Below are 17,872 nucleotides of genomic sequence, written 5' to 3' on the forward strand. Positions count from 1 at the left end.
GGATGCATTGTCGTCAGCGAACGAACTCGTGCAGGAGCGGCAGGTCAGCGATCGCGACCTGTTGTCGGCCCACGTAGGCGGCGCACCGTACGCCTTCGCCGAACTCCTCCGCCGCCACTACGACCATCTCTGGCAGACCGCGCTACGCGCCTCCTACGGCCCCGAGGACGCCGCCGATTCGCTCCAGGACGCGCTACTCTCCGCCCACCGGGGCGCGGCCCGCTTTCGCGGCGATGCCGAGGTGCGCAGCTGGCTGCACCGCATCGTGCTCAATGCCTGCCTGGACCGCATCCGCCGCAACAAGCTGCGCCGCACCGAACCCTTGCCCGAGGACACCGCGAACGAACCCCGGTGCCCCCGAGACGATTACGCCGCCCTGGAGACCGGCCTACTGGTCGACGCCGCGCTGTTCACGCTGCCCGCAGACCAGCGCACCGCCCTGGTAGCGGTCGAGATGGAGGGCTACTCCATCGCGGATGCCGCTGCGCTGCTGGGTATTCCGGAAGGCACGGTCAAGAGCCGCTGTGCCCGCGGGCGGCGGCGACTCGAAACGCACTTCCGCTCGCTCGACACCTGAATTGCGCTAGCACGACCGGAAATTGGCAATAACTGGATATCAGCGGAACCTTGTACGGTTCCGGTGCGTCAGATACAAAGACAGGTCTGCGATTCCCATCTCGACGCCCTGGAGGGGCAATGGATGAAACAGGAGGAGCAATGGCCGGTACCACGGTGCCCACGCCGCCCTTCTCCACCGAACTGCTGGCCGACCTGCACGCCGGCAGCGTTCCACCCGACGAATCCGAGCGGCTCTGGCCCGCGGTTCGCCGCGATCCCGACGCCATGCGGTACCTGAGCTCCCTCGACCGCGTCGACGCCCGCCTGCGCGATCTCGGCCAGGACGAGCACATCGCGCACCCCATGCCCGCCGAGGTGGCCGACCGGCTCGAGGCCATGATCGCCGACCTCGCCACCGGCACCGACCGGATGGCCACCGTCACCCGGCTGCCCGTCGCGCCCCCACCCGTGGTCCGCTCCACCCATCCGGCCCCCGCCGCCACCGCACCCATCCCGATCCTCAACGGATCGATCTTCGACACCGGGCGACTCGACCCCCACGAACTCAAGGATCCGACCACGGATTCGGAGCCGGAGGAGGAACCGGGCGAGCCCGTCCCGCCCGAGAGCCCGTCTCGCCGCCTGCGCTGGCTCACCGTCGCAGCGGCAGCGGCAGCCGTCGTCGCGGGCGCTGTGGTGGCCGTGGACGCGCTCGGCACCCATACGGTGGCCCCGGCCGCCCAATCGGCCGCCGACGCCAATCTGGACCCCACCATGCCGCCCGCGAACCTGCTCGCCGCCATGGGGCACCACGACATCACCGGTCCGCTGGCCGCCGGCAACGCCCTCAGCACCTGCCTACAGGCGGCCGGGCTGGACCATCAGGTGCTCGGCTCCCGCAATGTTGTGTTCTCGGGCACTCCGGGCGTGCTGGTGCTGCTCGCCGGGCCCACCCCGCCGCAGATCACCGCGGCGGTTCTCGGAACCGGCTGCGGCGCAGGCAATCCGCAAATCCTCGGACGCGCCGATATCGGCTGAGGCCCGAGGGCGAACAGGGTCGGGAACAACAGCGTTTAGGCTGTTGTTGACCGACACGCTCACGCTCGAAAAATTCGAGCCAATCTGCAAACAGCTTCGGAGGGCCCCTTGAGCACGCCTGTTCGCGACCTGATCATCGTCGGTTCCGGTCCGGCCGGGTACACCGCCGCGGTGTACGCCGCCCGTGCGGAACTCGAACCGCTGCTCTTCGAGGGCACCCAGTTCGGTGGTGCGTTGATGACCACCACCGAGGTGGAGAACTTCCCCGGCTTCCGCGAGGGCATCATGGGCCCCGACCTCATGGAGGAGATGCGGGAGCAGGCCAAGCGCTTCGGCACCGACATCCGCACCGAGGACGTGGACGCCCTCGACCTGACCGGTCCCATCAAGAAGGTGACCGTCGGCGGCGAGGTCTACGAGGCGCACGCCGTGATCCTCGCCATGGGTTCCGCGGCCCGCTACCTCAATGTCGCCGGTGAGCAGGAACTGCTCGGCCGCGGCGTCAGCGCCTGCGCCACCTGCGACGGCTTCTTCTTCAAGGGCCAGGACATCGTGGTGGTCGGCGGCGGCGACTCGGCCATGGAGGAGGCGACCTTCCTCACCAAGTTCGCTAGCTCGGTGACGATCATCCACCGCCGCGAGGAGTTCCGCGCCTCCCGCATCATGCTCGAGCGCGCCAAGAACAACGACAAGATCCGCTTCCTGCTGAACTCGGAAGTCATTGGCGTGCACGGCGATACCTCCGTCACCCACCTCACCGTGCGCGACACCCGCACCGGCGAGACCTCCGAGCTGGCCGCCACCGGCCTCTTCGTCGCCATCGGCCACGACCCGCGCAGCGAACTGGTGCGCGGCCAGGTCGATCTGGACGGCGAGGGCTACGTGGAGGTCAAGGGCCAGAGCACCTACACCTCGCTGCCCGGCGTCTTCGCCGCCGGCGACCTGGTGGACCACACCTACCGTCAGGCCATCACCGCCGCGGGCACCGGCTGCCGCGCGGCCATCGACGCCGAGCGTTGGCTCGCCGACCAGGGTGACATCACCACCAACACCCTCGATCACGCCGGTCAGCCGGTGGAAGTCAGTAACTAAGGAGCATGGCAATGTCCGATGCCAAGACCAGCGCCACCAAGACGGTGACCGACGCCACCTTCGCCGATGAGGTACTGCTCAGCGAGAAGCCCGTTCTCGTGGACTTCTGGGCCGCCTGGTGCGGTCCGTGCAAGATGGTCGCCCCCGTGCTGGAGGAGATCGCGGCCGCCAACGGCGACAAGATCACCATCGCCAAGCTCGACGCCGACAACAACCCGGAGACCTCGAAGCACTACGGGATCCTCTCGTTGCCTACCATGGTCCTGTTCCAAGGGGGCAAGGAAACCAAGCGGATCGTCGGAGCAAAGGGCAAAGCCGCCCTCTTGCGTGAACTACAAGATGTTCTTTAACGACTCGCCGTAGGATGCCTGCACTCGACAGTTGCCGAAATTCGGTCCGGGTCTGAAACAATCATTCAACGCTCCGGTCGTGCGAAGGTGTGAACCGCCGCATGAGTGGGTACCCGGGTTGGCGGAAGGAAAGGGCTCTCACGCATGCACCGACTTCGTCACGGCGATACAGGACCAGCCGTAGCAGAGGTTCGGAGCACCCTGGCAAGCCTCGGGTTCCTGCATTCCCATCCCAATACCGACCCTTCGGGTTCCGGTGGGGAGTTTCTCGGCGGGGAGTACTGGAAGGACTCGGAAGCGACCTTCGACCATGATCTCGACTCCGCGGTGCGTGCTTTTCAGCAGCACCGCGGACTCCTGGTCGATGGCGTGGTCGGTCCGGCCACCTACCGAGCGCTGAAGGAAGCCTCCTACCGACTCGGCGCACGGACGCTGATCTATCAGCTCTCCGCGCCGCTGTACGGCGACGATGTCGCCACCCTCCAGCGGCGACTGCAGGATCTGGGCTTCTATGTGCACCGGGTGGACGGCTATTTCGGGCCGCACACACACGAGGGACTCACCTCGTTCCAGCGCGAGATCGGGCTGTCCTCGGACGGCATCTGCGGTCCGGACACGCTGCGCTCACTGGATCTGCTGGGCGCCCGCGTCACCGGCGGCAACCCGCACCGCATCGCCGAGGAAGAAGTGGTGCACCGGGCCGGACCGCAGCTCACCGGCAAGCGGATCGTCATCGATCCGGGTCTGGGTGGGCCGGACAAGGGTTCGGGCGTACCGACCGAATTCGGCGACGTCTACGAATCGGAGATCCTCTGGGATCTGGCCAGCCGACTCGAAGGGCGCATGGCCGCAACCGGAATGGAGACCTTCCTGTCCCGGCCGTGGGGCGCGAACCCCTCGGATGCCGAGCGCGCGGAGACCTCCAACACCTTCGACGCCGACCTGATGATCTCGCTGCGCTGCGCCAATAACGACAGCACCACCGCGAGCGGGGTGGCCAGCTTCCACTTCGGCAATTCGCACGGCTCCACCTCCATGATCGGACAGGTGCTGGCCGGCTTCATCCAGCGCGAGATCGTGGCGCGGACCTCCCTGCAGGACTGCCGCACTCACGCCCGCACCTGGGACCTGTTGCGCCTCACCAAGATGCCGACCGTCCAGGTCGACATCGGTTACCTCTCCAATGATTACGACTCCGGCGTGCTGACCAACCCGCGCATGCGCGATGTGATCGCCGAGGCGATCCTGATCTCGGTCAAGCGGCTGTACCTGCTCGGCCAGGACGATCAGCCCACGGGGACTTACACATTCGCCGAGTTGCTCGCAGAAGAGTTGGCTGCCGCCGACCGCCTCTGAGGCGAGGCATGATGGGGGCTACGCCCCCAAACCCCCCAAACAAGAACCCCTCCAACCCTTCTGGGTTGGAGGGGTTTGTTTCATGTGAAACATAGGGGCTGGGCCCTCAGCGCGTGGCCATCCGGGTGGGCATGGTCAGGGCTGCCGCGGCCAGAAGCTGATCGAGCGCGCGCTCGACGTCTTCCTTCCACAGGTGCTCGTGATCCAGTTCCAGTCGCAGCCGCGGGAAGCGGTGATGCGACGCGACCACCTTGAAACCGACGTCCTCCAGGAAGTCGGCCTCGATCATGCACTGCTCGGGCGAGCACCCCGACGGGGCCGGGGCGGGGGACCGTAAGGGCGTGCCGATGCGCTCTCGCAGCGTCATGGAACCGACCGCCGGCATCGGACTGGTCGGCGGATCCTTGCGAATCCCGAACGCCTCGATCGCCCGCACGCCACGACGCACCAGATCGGCCACTACAGCCTGGATGAGCTGGTTGCCGATGTCGTTCCCCTGGAAGGGGATTTCGGAGCTCAGCGTGGTCAGCAGCACCGCGTCCGGGCTTACGGGGGAGGTGGGGAACAGTCCGGCCCGCGGCACCGCGCTGGGCGGCGCGTACAGCGCACACCCGGCCGACTTGTCCTCCACCATGGCGACCTGGCCGCAGGAACCCCACTGCAGCATCACGGTCGAGAGCCAGGCCTCCTTTTCGAAGCCCGGATCGCTGAAGTCATGGGAATCCGCCGCCACCGCCGGATCGATCTCCCAGAACACGCACCTTCGCGCGTGTACCGGAAGTTTGTCGAGTCCGCCGAGGGTAAGTGCGGTCACGCTGGTCGACACCGCTCTGCTCAGCCTCCAGCTTTCCGATTCATCCACACTCACGCCGCATCACACGGTGCTTGCCAAAAAGACAGTGCTCGCCACAAAGAATAAGCGATCAACGCTGTACGCCTCTCCAGGGCCATAAACCCGAACGTCACAGTGACGTTTCCACTGCGACCCTCGGGGTGGACCCTCCCTAGGGCTTCGACTGCTCCATGAGACTGACGATTCGCTCCAGATCATCGATGGAGCCGAATTCGACAGTGATCTTGCCCTTGCGCTTACCGAGTTGAACAGTCACGCGGGTATCGAAGGACTCCGACAACCGCTCCGCGACATCCTGCAAACCGGGCATCTGAATCGGCTTGCGCTTGGGCGCCGGGGGAGCGATCGCATCCGGATTCCGATTGGCCAGCGTGACCGCTTCCTCGGTGGCACGCACCGACATGCCTTCCGCGACAATGCGCGCCGCGAGGGCCTCCTGCGCATCGGCTCCCGCCTCCAGCGCCAGCACGGCGCGGGCATGCCCGGCCGAGAGCACACCGGCCGCGACCCGGCGCTGCACCGGAATCGGAAGCTTCAGCAGGCGAATCATATTCGTGACGACCGGACGCGAGCGCCCGATCCGCGAAGCCAGTTCCTCGTGGGTGACGCCGAACTCCTCGAGCAGCTGCTGATACGCGGCCGCCTCTTCGAGCGGATTCAGCTGCACCCGATGGATGTTCTCCAGCAACGCATCCCGCAGCATGGAGTCGTCGGCGGTCTCGCGCACGATGGCGGGGATGGCCGCGAGGCCCGCCTCCTGACTCGCACGCCACCGCCGCTCGCCCATGATGAGCTGATAGCGCGGCTCCGGCAGCGACTCGACCTGACGCACCACGATGGGCTGCATCAGACCGAATTCCTTGATGGAGTGCACCAGTTCGGCGAGCGCCTCCTCCTCGAAGACGCTGCGCGGCTGCTTCGGGTTGGGGACGATCTGCTGCGGCGGGATCTCCCGGTACACCGCGCCCGCATCGGTGGCGTCTACGCCGTCGACCGGATCGGGGACGCGATGCAGATGGGCCGACGCGGGCTGCGGCCCGGCCGGGTCGAGGCCAATGACGACATTGGCGGCGGCACTGCCGAGCCCGCCCGGCGTGGTCGCCGGGCCGGTCGGGATCAGTGCCGCGAGACCGCGCCCCAGTCCACCCTTCTTCGCCTGACTCATCGGCTTACCGACCCCTTCCAAGGTTCACCACCGCCACCGATACTCATCGATCGGAACTACACACCGGATTGTGCGTCGGATGCCTGCTCCGCCGCGGCATGGCGCGCCGTACGCGCCGCCATCTCTCGTCCGGCATCGAGGTAGCTCATCGCACCCCGCGAGCCCGGATCGTAATCGAGCACGGTCATCCCGTAGCCGGGCGCCTCCGAAACCTTCACGCTGCGGGGGATCACCGAGCGCAGCACCGCGTCACCGAAGTGCGAGCGCACCTCCTCCGCGACCTGATCGGCGAGCTTGGTGCGGCCGTCGTACATGGTGAGAACGACGGTGGAGACATGCAATTCGGGATTCAGGTGCGCCTGCACCAGACCGATATTGCGGAGCAGCTGACCCACACCCTCCAGCGCGTAGTACTCGCACTGGATCGGGATCAGCACCTCCTTGGCGGCGACCATCGCATTGACGGTGAGCAGACCCAGCGACGGCGGGCAGTCGATCATCACGTAGTCGATGTCGTACCCGGCGAGGTTGGCCTCCTGGATGGCGGCCTTGAGCCGACCCTCGCGGGCGACCATGGAGACGAGTTCGATTTCGGCGCCGGCCAGATCGATGGTGGCCGGGATGCAGAGCAGCCGTTCATTGTGCGGGCTCTGCTGGATGGCGTCGCTCACCGAGCACTCGCCGATAAGCAGTTCGTAGCTGGAGGGGATGCCCGAGTGATGCTCGATGCCGAGGGCGGTGCTGGCATTGCCCTGCGGATCGAGATCGATGACGAGCACCCGCATGCCCTGAATGGCGAGCGCGGCAGCCAGATTCACGGCGGTGGTGGTCTTGCCCACGCCGCCCTTCTGATTGGCGATGGTGATGATGCGCTGTTCGTGCGGGCGCGGGATGTGGACGTTGGTGCCCGATAGCACCTGACTGGCGCGCTGCGCCTCGGCGGCGATCGGCGTCTCGGTGGGGGAGATGTTCCCGAACGGAGTGCGGCTGAACTCGTCGGTGTCGAAGGGACCGCTATCGAGCATGCCGGGAACCCGGGACGTTGTTTCCCGTGAAACATTCCGCGGACCGTTGGACATAGAGGCTCCTAACCCCGAGAACTCAAAGACACGTGGCCGAGCAGAATTCGCACACCTGGCAGCAGCGCCGCAACGCTGCGTTGTCACCGAGGAGATGCGAGATGCGAGAGGGACGCCATCGCAAGTCTGTGCTCACGCTCGACGTTCACTAGCTTGCCAGTACGGAACACAATACGGAAGTTGAAACGGAAGCTTCGCACCACGACACGCGGAATCGGCGTCTTCACAACACTTCCGCGCGATGTTTCACATGAAACATCGCCGGAATCGGGTCGACGGAGCTTCGTCAGTGACGCTTCGGACCCGGGGTCCCGCGTCGTTCGCTCTTACGCTCCGCGCGGCGCTCGGCGCGCGCGAGACGCTCGGCACTGATCACGAAGGTGGGCGTCTCGAGCACTCCCACACCGCATTCCAGAACCTCGGCGTGCCCCGCGCCCGCCTTGGTCAGATCGTCGCGGTCGCGCTCGAGCTCCTCGGCGGCACTGATTCCCTTGAGCGCCAACATCCGTCCGTGCTCGTGCACCAGCGGCATGGACCAACCCGCCAGCTTCGCCAGGGGAGCGACGGCCCGGGAGGTGACGATGTCCGCGCCGCCCGCCTCCTTCTTCACCCCGGCCTGCTCGGCCCGGCCGCGCACGATGAGAACATTGTCGAGTCCCGCCGCGGCCGCGAACTCGGCCAGGAAGACGGTCCGGCGAAGCAGCGGCTCCACCAAGGTGATTCGGAGATCCGGCCGGGCGATGGCAAGCGGGATGCCCGGCAGTCCGGCGCCGCTGCCGATGTCGACCACGCGCACGCCGTGCGGGATGAGGTCGCCGATCACCGCGCAATTGAGAATGTGGCGATCCCACAGCCGCGGCACCTCGCGCGGGCCGATCAAGCCGCGCTCCACCCCCGCCGTCGCCAGAGCCGTGTAGTAGAGCCGGGCCTTGTCGAGCCGATCGCCGAACACGACCGCGGCAGCGGCCGGGGGTTCGACCGGACCCGGCGCAGTCATCTCGGTCTCTGGTTCCACGTGAAACATCCTTCCGAATGAACGGCGAAGTGCGGCAAGGGGGATCCGGATAAGCGTAGGGCCCCCGAGTCCATCCGACTCGGGGGCCCTACGGTCATGTCGTCACCGCGTCAGGCGGGGAGGACCACCACGCGGCGGTTGGGCTCGACGCCCTCGCTCTCACTCACCACACCGTCGAGCGCGGCCACGGCATCGTGAACGATCTTGCGCTCGAACGGGGTCATGGGAGAGAGCTCCTCCCGCACACCGGTTTCCAGCACGCGCTTGGCGGCCTCGGTGCCGAGCGCGCTCAGCTCCGAACGACGGCCCGCGCGCCAGCCCGCGACATCCAGCATGAGCCGGCTGCGCACGCCGGTCGCCTGCTGCACGGCCAAGCGGGTCAGCTCCTGCAGCGCGTCCAGCACCTCGCCGCGACGGCCGACCAGCTTCGCCAGATCCTTACCGCCATCGATGCTCACGACCGCGCGGTCGCCCTCGACATCGAGATCGATATCGCCGTCGAAGTCGAGCACATCGAGCAACTGCTCGAGGTAGTCGCCGGCGATCTCGCCCTCTTCGATGAGAGCTTCCTCGGTATCGGGTGCGGCGTCACTCGCAGTGTCCGCTGCCGTCGCAGCCGTCACAGTGGGATCCCCTCCGTCGGTTTCAACAGTCATGGTTGTTTCCTTCATCTGGAGTTGTAAGTCTCTCAGCGACGCCGCTTCTGGTTGGCGCGACCACGATTACCGGACCGCTTCTTGGCGGTGTTCGGCCGGGCGCCGGGCGCGGGCTTCGCACCGTTCTGTGACGCCTGCGGAGCATCCGACGGCGCATCCTCGACCGCGTCCTGGACACCATCGGTCTTGCCGGCCGGCTTCTTACGAACGTCGACCGGCTTGGCGCCCGGCTTCGGGGCGTTCTGCGCGCGACGCTCGAGGGCAGCCTGCTTCTTCTCCTCTTCTTCTTTTTCGATCTTGCCGAAGACGAGGTGCTGCTGTCCGTAGGTCCAGATGTTGTTGGACACCCAGTAGATCAGGATGGCGACGGGCAGGAACGGGCCACCGACCATGACGCCGAGTGGGAAGACGTACAGCGCCAGCTTGTTCATCATGGCGGCCTGCGGGTTGGCCGCGGCCTCCGCCGACTGACGCTGGACCGACGCGCGCGCGTTCATGTGGGTCGCGACACCGGCGATGATCATCAGCGGAATCGAGACCGCCGCGATGGCCACCTTGCTCGGCATGCCGCCCCAGTGCGCGAAGGACTCCAACTGCGCCATGGGCTGGGTGATGAACGACGACAAGGGAGCGCCGAAAAGCCGTGCGGAAAGGAAGGACTGAACATCGCCGGGGCTGAAGATGTAGTTCGCGGTGTTGGCGTTCTGCTCCGCGGTCATGCCGTGGCTGCCACCGAAACCGGCGAAGCCGCCGCCACCACCGACGCGGTTGAACGACCGCAGCACGTGGAACAGGCCGATGAACACCGGCACCTGCAGCAGCACGGGCAGGCAGCCCATGAGCGGATTGAAGCCGTGTTCCTTCTGCAGCTTCTGCATCTCGACCGTCATCTGCTGACGATCGTTCTTGTACTTCTTCTGCAGCTCCTTGATCTGAGGCTGCAGTTCCTGCATCTGCCGGGTGGTCCGGACCTGCTTCACGAACGGCTTGTAGAGCACGAGCCGGAGCGTGAACACCAGGAACACCACGGCCAGTGCCCAGGCGAATCCGCTGTTCTTGCCCAGCACATACCCGAATGCCTGGTGCCAGAACCACAGAATGGCCGACACCGGGTAATAGATGAAGTCGAGCACGGCTCTATGCACTCCCGTCGTTCGTATCGCCGGTCACCGCGGACGATGACCCTTCACAAGCTGATGCCGCGTGCCGTTGCTTACGCTCCGGAACGGGGTCCCACCCACCAGGGTGCCAGGGCGCACATTTCGCCAAACGGACGGCTGCCAGTCCAGAACCGACGAACAGTCCGCGGGTGCGCAGGGCCGTCACGGCGTACTCACTACAGGTAGGCGTGAAGCGGCACGTCGGCATGCGGGTGGGGGAGATATAGGTCCGATACAGCTCGATGAGGAATATCAGAGCTTTGGCCGGGAATCGGGCAGCCGCGCGCAATGCGTTCATGAGTCGGTGCCAACTATCGGCTTGGCGTCGATGCCCAACTTGCGCAGCCCGCTCCGCAACTGCCGCAGCAGTTCTTCGGAGGGCGCGTCGGCGGCACCCGGTAGGGCGCGAATGACAATGTCTGCGCCGCCGGGCAATTCATCCCTCAGGTCGGCGCAGATATGACGCAGGCGGCGGGCCACCCGGTGGCGTACCACCGCCGGACCCACCGCCTTGCTGACGATCAAGCCGAAATGCGGACCGCCCACCCGAATGGGTGGTATCGGTCCGCTGGCTTGTTCATCGTCGTGTAGCAGAACGTGCACAACGAGGTCCCGTCTCCCGATCCGCCGGCCCTGGCGCACCGTCCGGGAAAAGTCGGTGCGCCGGTGCAGCCGGTAGGGCTCAGGCAGCACCTGAGCATCCAGCGGAGTGCGGGCGGAAGGGGGACCGGAGACCGGACGGCGAAGCGCTCATACGACGCCGCATCCGGGGATTACCGAATCAGGCAGTCAGCTTGGCGCGGCCCTTGCCACGGCGCGCCGACACGATGGCGCGACCCGCACGGGTCCGCATCCGGAGACGGAAGCCGTGGACGCGCGCCCGACGACGGTTGTTCGGCTGGAACGTCCGCTTGCCCTTGGCCACGGTCAACACTCCTCTAAGTGGTGGACGCCTGGTGACGCCCGAAGTTTGTTCGGTGAAACGGTGCTCTCGAAGAACGGGAGTCCTTCGGCGCAATACCCTTGTCGGCGCGGGCAGCAGACAGCCGCCACCGCACCATAGGGTGACTGTAGAAGGGTACTTACCCCCTGGACGAGGGTCAAACTCGGGGGTAGGAGGCTGTTTCCAGGACTGGATCGATCGTTCCGCGCGGCGCTTTCCTGGGCGTTCGTGTCGCGGGGCGGGGGTCGTGTACGGTCCTTTCCAGGCCATCGACGGGACTCCCGTTGCGACCGCGGTTGACTTTGCCAGCTGATAGCTGTGAACCCGCAGGTACGCGCCGGATTCGGGGAATCAGACACGCGGTCGCGTGTATCCCCAGGTTTTCCACATCTGTGGATAATTGTGTGGAAAGACCCCTGGAGTGGCATATTCGTAGGGCCGACGGTACCTCGCCGACGCCCGGTTACTGGGGGAGCCGAGCAGCGCAGACCGTCTGCTTCTGTCGACCTATTTCCGGGGAGGACTACGTTTCGTGGACGACGAGCAGAATGTGCTGACGGCTGTCTGGCCGGAGGTGATCGCCGAGTTGGCGAGCGGTTCCGCGGACGGGGAGATCCAGCCGGTCAGCAAGGCCCACAAGGCGTGGCTGAACACTATCGAACCCATCACTTTCGCGCAGGGATTCGCGCTGCTCTCGGTGCCGGGCACGATGGCGCAGGTCACGGTCGAACGTGACCTGCGGGAACTCATTCTGCGCTCGCTGGCCCGCCGCGGTCTCCAGGTCGAGGGCCTGGGGGTGCGCATCCGCGCCCAGCAGAATCCGCCGGCCGGTCGCTCGGGCAATGCTCCCCGGCACGCGCGCATGACCTCGCGGCCGGAACGGCCCCGCGAAGCCGAGCCCGCACCCCCGGTCTACGCGCCCGAACCGCCGCCCGCCGAGCGTCCCCAGCAGATGTACCAGGCGCCCCAGGAGTACGCGCCGCCGCGCTATCTTCCTCCCCAGGACTACCCGGCCGAGTACGACGACCGGGATGCTTATCCACCTGTGGAATTCGCGCAGCCGCAGATGGCCGAGGAGTTGCCGGCGGCCGCCCCGGAGCGCCCGATGCCGGCGGGAGAGCCGCAGGCACCGCAGCGCCGACGCGAGAATCACCGCGGCGCGCCCATGCCGCCCGGACAGGAGTCGCTGTTCTCCCCGGAACCCGACGACGAACCGGCCCGGCCCGCACCGCAGCGCTACGCCGATGAACCCCAGCGGTACTCGGATGAGCCGCAGCGCTATTCGGACGAGCCCCAGCGGTACGACGAACCGCAGCGGTACTCCGACGAATCCGCCGCACGCCGACCGGTGGACGAGAACCACGACGACGAGCCGGTGGTCAATGTCCGCAATTCGTGGCCGACCTATTTCAACCGGCCACCCGAGCGCGAGCCCGCGCCCGCGCAGTCGGGTTCGGCGAGCCTGAACGCGAAGTACACCTTCGATACCTTCGTCATCGGCGCCTCCAACCGCTTCGCGCACGCGGCCGCGGTCGCCATCGCGGAGGCACCGGCGCGCGCCTACAACCCGTTGTTCGTCTGGGGCGCTTCGGGTTTGGGCAAGACGCACCTGCTGCACGCGGCCGGCCACTACGCGCAGCGGCTGTTCCCGGGCATGCGGGTGAAGTACGTCTCGACCGAGGAATTCACCAACGACTTCATCAACTCGCTGCGTGACGACCGGAAGGTGGCGTTCAAGCGCCGCTACCGCGAAACCGACATCCTGCTGGTCGACGACATCCAGTTCATCGAGGGCAAGGAAGGCATCCAGGAGGAGTTCTTCCACACCTTCAACACCCTGCACAACGCCAACAAGCAGATCGTGGTGTCCTCGGATCGGCCGCCCAAGCAGCTGGCGACGCTGGAGGAGCGGCTGCGGACCCGCTTCGAGTGGGGCCTCATCACCGATGTGCAGCCGCCGGAGCTGGAGACCCGCATCGCGATCCTGCGCAAGAAGGCGCGGATGGATCGCCTGGATGTGCCGCACGACGTGCTGGAGCTCATCGCCAGCCGGGTGGAGCGCAATATCCGCGAGCTGGAGGGCGCGCTGATCCGGGTGACGGCGTTCGCCTCGCTCAACGGGCAGCCGCTGGATCTCTCGCTGGCCGAGGTGGTGCTGCGGGATCTGATGCCGGACTCGACCACCATGGAGATCACGGCGTCCACGATCATGGCCGTGACCGCGGAGTACTTCAACACCACGCTGGAGGAGCTGACCGGTCCGGGTAAGGCCCGGCCGCTGGCGCAGGCCCGGCAGATCGCCATGTATCTGTGCCGTGAACTGACAGACCTATCCCTACCCAAGATCGGTCAGGCCTTCGGTCGCGACCATACGACGGTCATGTACGCGGACAAGAAGGTACGCAAGGAGATGACCGAGCGGCGTCGCGTGTACGACCAGGTTCAGGAACTCACAGCCCGAATTAAACAGCGTTCGCGCTGATCCACAGTCCACAGGCCCCCACGTCTCCTGACGTGGGGGTCTTTCGTTTTCGGGGGTGTGGATTCCTCGAGGACTCCTCGAGGATGGGTTGGGGATTCCTCGAGGAATCCCACTGTTGTGCACCGGTTTGCCCCCAGGTCGCTGTGCACGGCGATGCACAGGTGGTAGTGCACAGTTCCCACAGGTGGATTCATCCTCGAGGGCTGACCTGCCCGGATGCGCTTCTGCCCTTGTGGATTCCTCGAGGAATCCATGTCAGCTCCTCGAGGAATCCTCGAGTTGTCCCCGGATTCGCTCAGATGTGAGCAGCGGGGCCTGGAATGGGGGAGCAACTCGAGGATGACTCGAGGAGCAATGTGGAGTAGTGGATCGACTCCACAGCCACCCGCTGTTCATCCTCGAGCCACCCAGACGACATCCACACGCCGCCGCCCGGCCCCACCTGCGTAAACGGGCGAAGTCCACAGAACTAACAGGACCTACTACTACTTCAGTTATTCATCTAGAGAAGGCTCTTCTAAAACAGGGTGTGTGGAAACTCGGGTTGGGGGAGCACGGTCGGAGGGCAGCCCCTCCACACCCGATCGATCAGCAAGGAGAAGAGGGGCGGCAGGATTCCGGCGCATCGGATGCCCCGGAGGGTCGGCGTTGGTTGTCGGGCCGTGCGCGGGTACGGTTCACTGTCAGTCCCCCGTGCCAGACTGGGTGGGCGGCTGATTCAGCAATCCGCAGAGTTCACCGAAGTCACTGGGAAGGACAGACCGGGCGATGGAGCTTGCAAGCATGAAGTTTCGAGTCGCTCGCGAGGACTTCGCCGAATCCGTTGCCTGGGTGGCCCGCAGCCTGCCGTCGCGGCCTCCGGTTCCCGTGCTCGGTGGCGTGCTCCTCGTGGCCGATGAGGATGGACTGACGGTCTCCGGCTTCGACTACGAGGTCTCCGCGCAGATGCGGGTGGCCGCCGAGGTCGCCGGTCCGGGCCAGGTGCTGGTGTCGGGCCGCCTGCTGGCCGATATCACCAAGGCGCTGTCCAACAAGCCCGTCGATGTGTCGGTGGACGGCACCCGCGTGCTGATCGCCTGTGGCAGTGCCAAGTTCTCGCTGCCGACCATGCCGGTCGAGGACTATCCCCAGCTTCCCGAGCTGCCTCCGCAGACCGGTGAACTCGGCGTGGATCTGTTCTCCGCGGCCGTTTCCCAGGTGGCCGTCGCCGCCGGTCGCGATGACACGCTCCCCATGCTCACTGGTATCCGCGTCGAGATCGAGGGCCCCAAGGTGGTCCTGGCCGCGACCGACCGCTTCCGCCTCGCCGTGCGCGAGCTGGAATGGCAGCCCGGACGCGCCGATGTGGAGACCGCGGTGCTGGTTCCGGCCCGCACCCTGTCCGAGGCCGCGAAAACCCTTGGTGCGTCCGATCAGCCGGTACAGCTGGCCTTCGGTACGGGCACCGACGGGCTGCTCGGCATCGTGAACGGCGGCCGCCGCACCACCACGCGTCTGCTCGATGCCGAATTCCCCAAGTTCCGTCAGCTGCTCCCCAAGGAGCACACCTCGCTGGCGACCATCACGGTGAGCTCGCTGACCGAGGCCATCAAGCGTGTGGCCCTGGTGGCCGAGCGCGGCGCCCAGGTGCGGCTGGAGTTCTCCGAGGAGGGCCTGCTGCTCTCCGCCGGTGGTGACGATGCCGGTCGCGCAGAAGAGTGGCTGGAGGCCGATTTCCGCGGTGAGCCGCTGACCATCGCCTTCAACCCCGGCTACCTGCTCGATGGCCTCTCGGCCGCGCATTCGGAGAAGGTGACCTTCGGGTTCACCACGCCGAGTCGTCCCGCGGTCTTCCTGCCCGCTCCCGAGGAAGAGCCCACCCAGCTGGAGTCGGGTGCCTTCTCGGCGCTGTCGGGCAGCTACATCTACCTGCTGATGCCGGTGCGGTTGCCGGGCTGATCGCACACCGGAGTCCACACCTGTGCACAGTGTTGACAAACCTGTGAAAAACGCGACACGCGTGGTGAACTGACGCGATGCACGTGCGTGCGCTGTCGCTGCGCGATTTCCGTTCGTGGGAGGCCGCCGAGCTCGACCTTTCGCCTGGTCGAACGGTTTTCCTGGGTTCCAATGGGAACGGCAAAACCAACCTGATCGAGGCCGTCGGCTACTTGTCCACACTCGGTTCACACCGGGTGGCGGCCGACGCCCCGCTCATCCGGATCGGCGCGCAGAAGGCGCGGATCGGGGCGACGGTGGTCAACACCGGGCGCGAGCTGCGGGTGGATATGGAGCTCAATCAGGGCACCGCGAATCGCGCGCAGATCAATCGTTCTCCGGTGCGGCGGCCTCGGGAGATCCTGGGGATTCTGCAGACCGTCCTGTTCGCTCCGGAGGATCTCTCGTTGGTGCGCGGCGATCCCGGCGAGCGCCGCCGCTTCCTGGACGAGCTGGCCACGGCCCGATTGCCGCGTTTGGCCGGGGTACGCGCGGATTACGACAAGGTGCTGCGGCAGCGCTCGGCGCTGTTGAAAACCGCTGGGCGCAATGCCCGTTCGGGCAATCGGGGCGCGGAGATGGGCACCCTGGATGTGTGGGACGGGCATCTGGCCGCGCACGGTGCGGTGTTGCTGGCGCAGCGGCTGCGGTTGGTGCACGAGCTTTATCCACATCTTGCACAGGCTTATTCAGGTATCGCTCCCGAATCCCGGCCCGCCACAATCGGTTACCGATCTGCGAGTTTGCCGCCGGAATACCTGGATCCGGCCCGTTCTCCACAGCCTGAGGACGAAGCGGCTCTGGAAGGAATCCTGTTGCGGGAGTTGGCCGCCGCCCGCCAGAAAGAGCTGGAACGCGGGGTCTGTCTGGTCGGTCCGCATCGTGACGATCTGGAGCTGATGCTGGGTTCGGCTCCGGCCAAGGGCTTTGCGAGCCACGGTGAGTCCTGGTCCTTCGCCTTGGCGCTGCGGCTGGGTGCGTTCGAACTACTGCGCACGGCCGGATCCGATCCGGTGCTGATCCTCGATGACGTGTTCGCCGAACTGGATCGCCGTCGCCGCACCGCGCTGGCCGCCGTGGCCGCCGGGGCCGAGCAGGTGTTCATCACGGCCGCGGTGCCGGAGGATGTCCCGGCCGAACTCGAGGCGGTGCCGCTGCGGGTGGAGACCACCGGCGAGGCCGACCATCGCGCGTCCCGGATAGCCGAGTCGGCGTCCTTGTGACTTCACCGTGGTGATCGGTGAGTCCGTCGGTGGGATGCGGCAGAATCACGTGACGAACCGAAGGCGATCATTCGGGATTGGCAGCATCGGGATTCCCAGGTGTGGAAGGAGTTGTGGATGGCGCAGCCGCCGGAAGCCGACGACCGCAATACTCCCGAGGTGAACCCTGCACCCACCGACCAGGAACCGGAGTTGCGCGGGGTCGACCTGGCCCGACGCGCTCTCGAGGAAGCGCGGGCGGCAGCTCGTGCGGCCGGGAAGTCGGTGGGTCAGGGCCGGGCCTCGCCGCGTAAGGGCGGCATCCGCGCGTTGCGTCGCCGCAGCGGCTGGTCGGGTGCACACCCCGACGAGCGTGATCCGCAGACGCTCTCGTCGTTGGCCATGTCGTTGGCCAAGGGTCGCGGCTGGTCCGGCAAGGTCGCCGAGGGGACGGTCTTCGGCCGATGGTCGGCCGTGGTCGGCGAGGACATCGCCTCGCATGCCACGCCGATCTCGCTGGAGAACGGCATCCTGAGCATTCAGGCCGAGTCGACCGCCTGGGCGACGCAGCTGCGCATGTTCCAGTCGCAGATCCTGGCCAAGATCGCCGCGGCGGTGGGCAACGGCGTGGTGAAACAGCTCAAGATCAATGGTCCGACCGCGCCGAGTTGGCGGCATGGCGACCGCCACGTCAAAGGCCGAGGTCCGCGCGACACCTACGGGTAGATCTTGTTTCACGTGGAACGCTCGAGAGATCGTCGCGAACCCTCGCGCAAACGCTCTCCGAGCCACTCGCGCATCGCCCGCTGAAGCTCTCCGGACCCCCTGGGCCTATAACCGGTCATATCGCTGGTCGATTTCACGACCGTACGGCCCACTCAGGGGTGTCATAGGTGGGTTCTCTGTCGGTCGTACCAGTAGGATGGGGGAGTAACTAGCGGCGATA

General features: G+C 66.4%; 18 protein-coding genes. 9 read left to right on the plus strand and 9 right to left on the minus strand.

Annotation, left to right across the window (positions count from 1 at the left end):
• Nucleotides 1-7: 7 nt before the first annotated feature.
• The 5 genes from sigM to ACYVN4_RS14860 all read left to right on the plus strand — a co-directional run bounded on the left by sigM (nucleotide 8) and on the right by ACYVN4_RS14860 (nucleotide 4,394).
• Complete coding sequence (sigM, locus tag ACYVN4_RS14840) at nucleotides 8-577, plus strand: RNA polymerase sigma factor SigM (protein WP_460721358.1); 570 nt, start codon at nucleotides 8-10, stop codon at nucleotides 575-577.
• A 140-nt stretch (nucleotides 578-717) separates the two neighbouring features.
• Nucleotides 718-1,596: a hypothetical protein gene (locus tag ACYVN4_RS14845; protein ID WP_460721360.1), complete on the plus strand. Its 879-nt coding sequence runs from the start codon at nucleotides 718-720 to the stop codon at nucleotides 1,594-1,596.
• 108 nt (nucleotides 1,597-1,704) lie between these two features.
• Nucleotides 1,705-2,688 (plus strand): thioredoxin-disulfide reductase, encoded by a 984-nt coding sequence (trxB, locus tag ACYVN4_RS14850; protein WP_379359139.1) that lies wholly within the window; start codon nucleotides 1,705-1,707, stop codon nucleotides 2,686-2,688.
• 11 nt (nucleotides 2,689-2,699) lie between these two features.
• Complete coding sequence (gene trxA, locus ACYVN4_RS14855; RefSeq protein WP_452397674.1) at nucleotides 2,700-3,038, plus strand: thioredoxin; 339 nt, start codon at nucleotides 2,700-2,702, stop codon at nucleotides 3,036-3,038.
• 144 nt (nucleotides 3,039-3,182) lie between these two features.
• Nucleotides 3,183-4,394, plus strand: a complete 1,212-nt coding sequence (locus ACYVN4_RS14860) for an N-acetylmuramoyl-L-alanine amidase (RefSeq protein ID WP_460721363.1) — start codon at nucleotides 3,183-3,185, stop codon at nucleotides 4,392-4,394.
• Between the two features lie 106 nt (nucleotides 4,395-4,500).
• On the opposite strand, the gene ACYVN4_RS14865 is transcribed toward ACYVN4_RS14860, so the two are convergent.
• From ACYVN4_RS14865 to rpmH, 9 genes are all read right to left on the minus strand, one after another.
• Entirely contained in the window at nucleotides 4,501-5,220 is a 720-nt protein-coding gene (locus ACYVN4_RS14865; protein ID WP_460721365.1) for a GNAT family N-acetyltransferase, read from the minus strand.
• 178 nt (nucleotides 5,221-5,398) lie between these two features.
• Nucleotides 5,399-6,412 carry a ParB/RepB/Spo0J family partition protein gene (locus tag ACYVN4_RS14870; protein ID WP_460721367.1) on the minus strand — a complete coding sequence of 338 codons (1,014 nt, stop codon included), beginning with the start codon at nucleotides 6,410-6,412 and terminating at the stop codon, nucleotides 5,399-5,401.
• Nucleotides 6,413-6,468: 56 nt separating this feature from the next.
• On the minus strand, nucleotides 6,469-7,437 hold the full coding sequence (locus ACYVN4_RS14875; RefSeq protein WP_460721369.1) for a ParA family protein: 969 nt from the start codon (nucleotides 7,435-7,437) through the stop codon (nucleotides 6,469-6,471).
• Between the two features lie 340 nt (nucleotides 7,438-7,777).
• Nucleotides 7,778-8,515: a 16S rRNA (guanine(527)-N(7))-methyltransferase RsmG gene (rsmG, locus tag ACYVN4_RS14880; RefSeq protein WP_460721371.1), complete on the minus strand. Its 738-nt coding sequence runs from the start codon at nucleotides 8,513-8,515 to the stop codon at nucleotides 7,778-7,780.
• A 101-nt stretch (nucleotides 8,516-8,616) separates the two neighbouring features.
• A complete protein-coding gene (locus ACYVN4_RS14885; protein WP_460721373.1) occupies nucleotides 8,617-9,162 on the minus strand; it encodes a Jag family protein in 546 nt (181 codons plus the stop codon).
• 32 nt (nucleotides 9,163-9,194) lie between these two features.
• Nucleotides 9,195-10,295 (minus strand): membrane protein insertase YidC, encoded by a 1,101-nt coding sequence (yidC, locus tag ACYVN4_RS14890; protein ID WP_460721375.1) that lies wholly within the window; start codon nucleotides 10,293-10,295, stop codon nucleotides 9,195-9,197.
• A gap of 4 nt (nucleotides 10,296-10,299) precedes the next feature.
• Nucleotides 10,300-10,620, minus strand: coding sequence for a membrane protein insertion efficiency factor YidD (gene yidD, locus ACYVN4_RS14895; RefSeq protein WP_379359157.1), 321 nt, complete (start codon nucleotides 10,618-10,620; stop codon nucleotides 10,300-10,302).
• A complete protein-coding gene (rnpA, locus tag ACYVN4_RS14900; protein WP_460721377.1) occupies nucleotides 10,617-11,015 on the minus strand; it encodes a ribonuclease P protein component in 399 nt (132 codons plus the stop codon). Before rnpA ends, yidD begins: the two co-directional genes overlap by 4 nt.
• An 88-nt stretch (nucleotides 11,016-11,103) precedes the next feature.
• The gene (gene rpmH / locus ACYVN4_RS14905; protein WP_033085250.1) at nucleotides 11,104-11,247 is read right to left on the minus strand and encodes a 50S ribosomal protein L34; all 144 of its coding nucleotides are present in this window, start codon (nucleotides 11,245-11,247) and stop codon (nucleotides 11,104-11,106) included.
• Nucleotides 11,248-11,797: 550 nt separating this feature from the next.
• Here rpmH and dnaA point away from each other — a divergent pair.
• The 4 genes from dnaA (at nucleotide 11,798) to ACYVN4_RS14925 (ending at nucleotide 17,652) form a co-directional block, all read left to right on the plus strand.
• A complete protein-coding gene (gene dnaA / locus ACYVN4_RS14910) occupies nucleotides 11,798-13,747 on the plus strand; it encodes a chromosomal replication initiator protein DnaA (protein WP_460721380.1) in 1,950 nt (649 codons plus the stop codon).
• 768 nt (nucleotides 13,748-14,515) lie between these two features.
• Nucleotides 14,516-15,685: a DNA polymerase III subunit beta gene (gene dnaN, locus ACYVN4_RS14915; RefSeq protein ID WP_460721383.1), complete on the plus strand. Its 1,170-nt coding sequence runs from the start codon at nucleotides 14,516-14,518 to the stop codon at nucleotides 15,683-15,685.
• A gap of 77 nt (nucleotides 15,686-15,762) precedes the next feature.
• A complete protein-coding gene (gene recF / locus ACYVN4_RS14920) occupies nucleotides 15,763-16,947 on the plus strand; it encodes a DNA replication/repair protein RecF (RefSeq protein WP_460721385.1) in 1,185 nt (394 codons plus the stop codon).
• 117 nt (nucleotides 16,948-17,064) lie between these two features.
• A complete protein-coding gene (locus ACYVN4_RS14925; RefSeq protein ID WP_460721387.1) occupies nucleotides 17,065-17,652 on the plus strand; it encodes a DUF721 family protein in 588 nt (195 codons plus the stop codon).
• The last annotated feature ends 220 nt before the right edge of the window (nucleotides 17,653-17,872 follow it).

It is taken from the genome of Nocardia heshunensis (assembly GCF_054782115.1).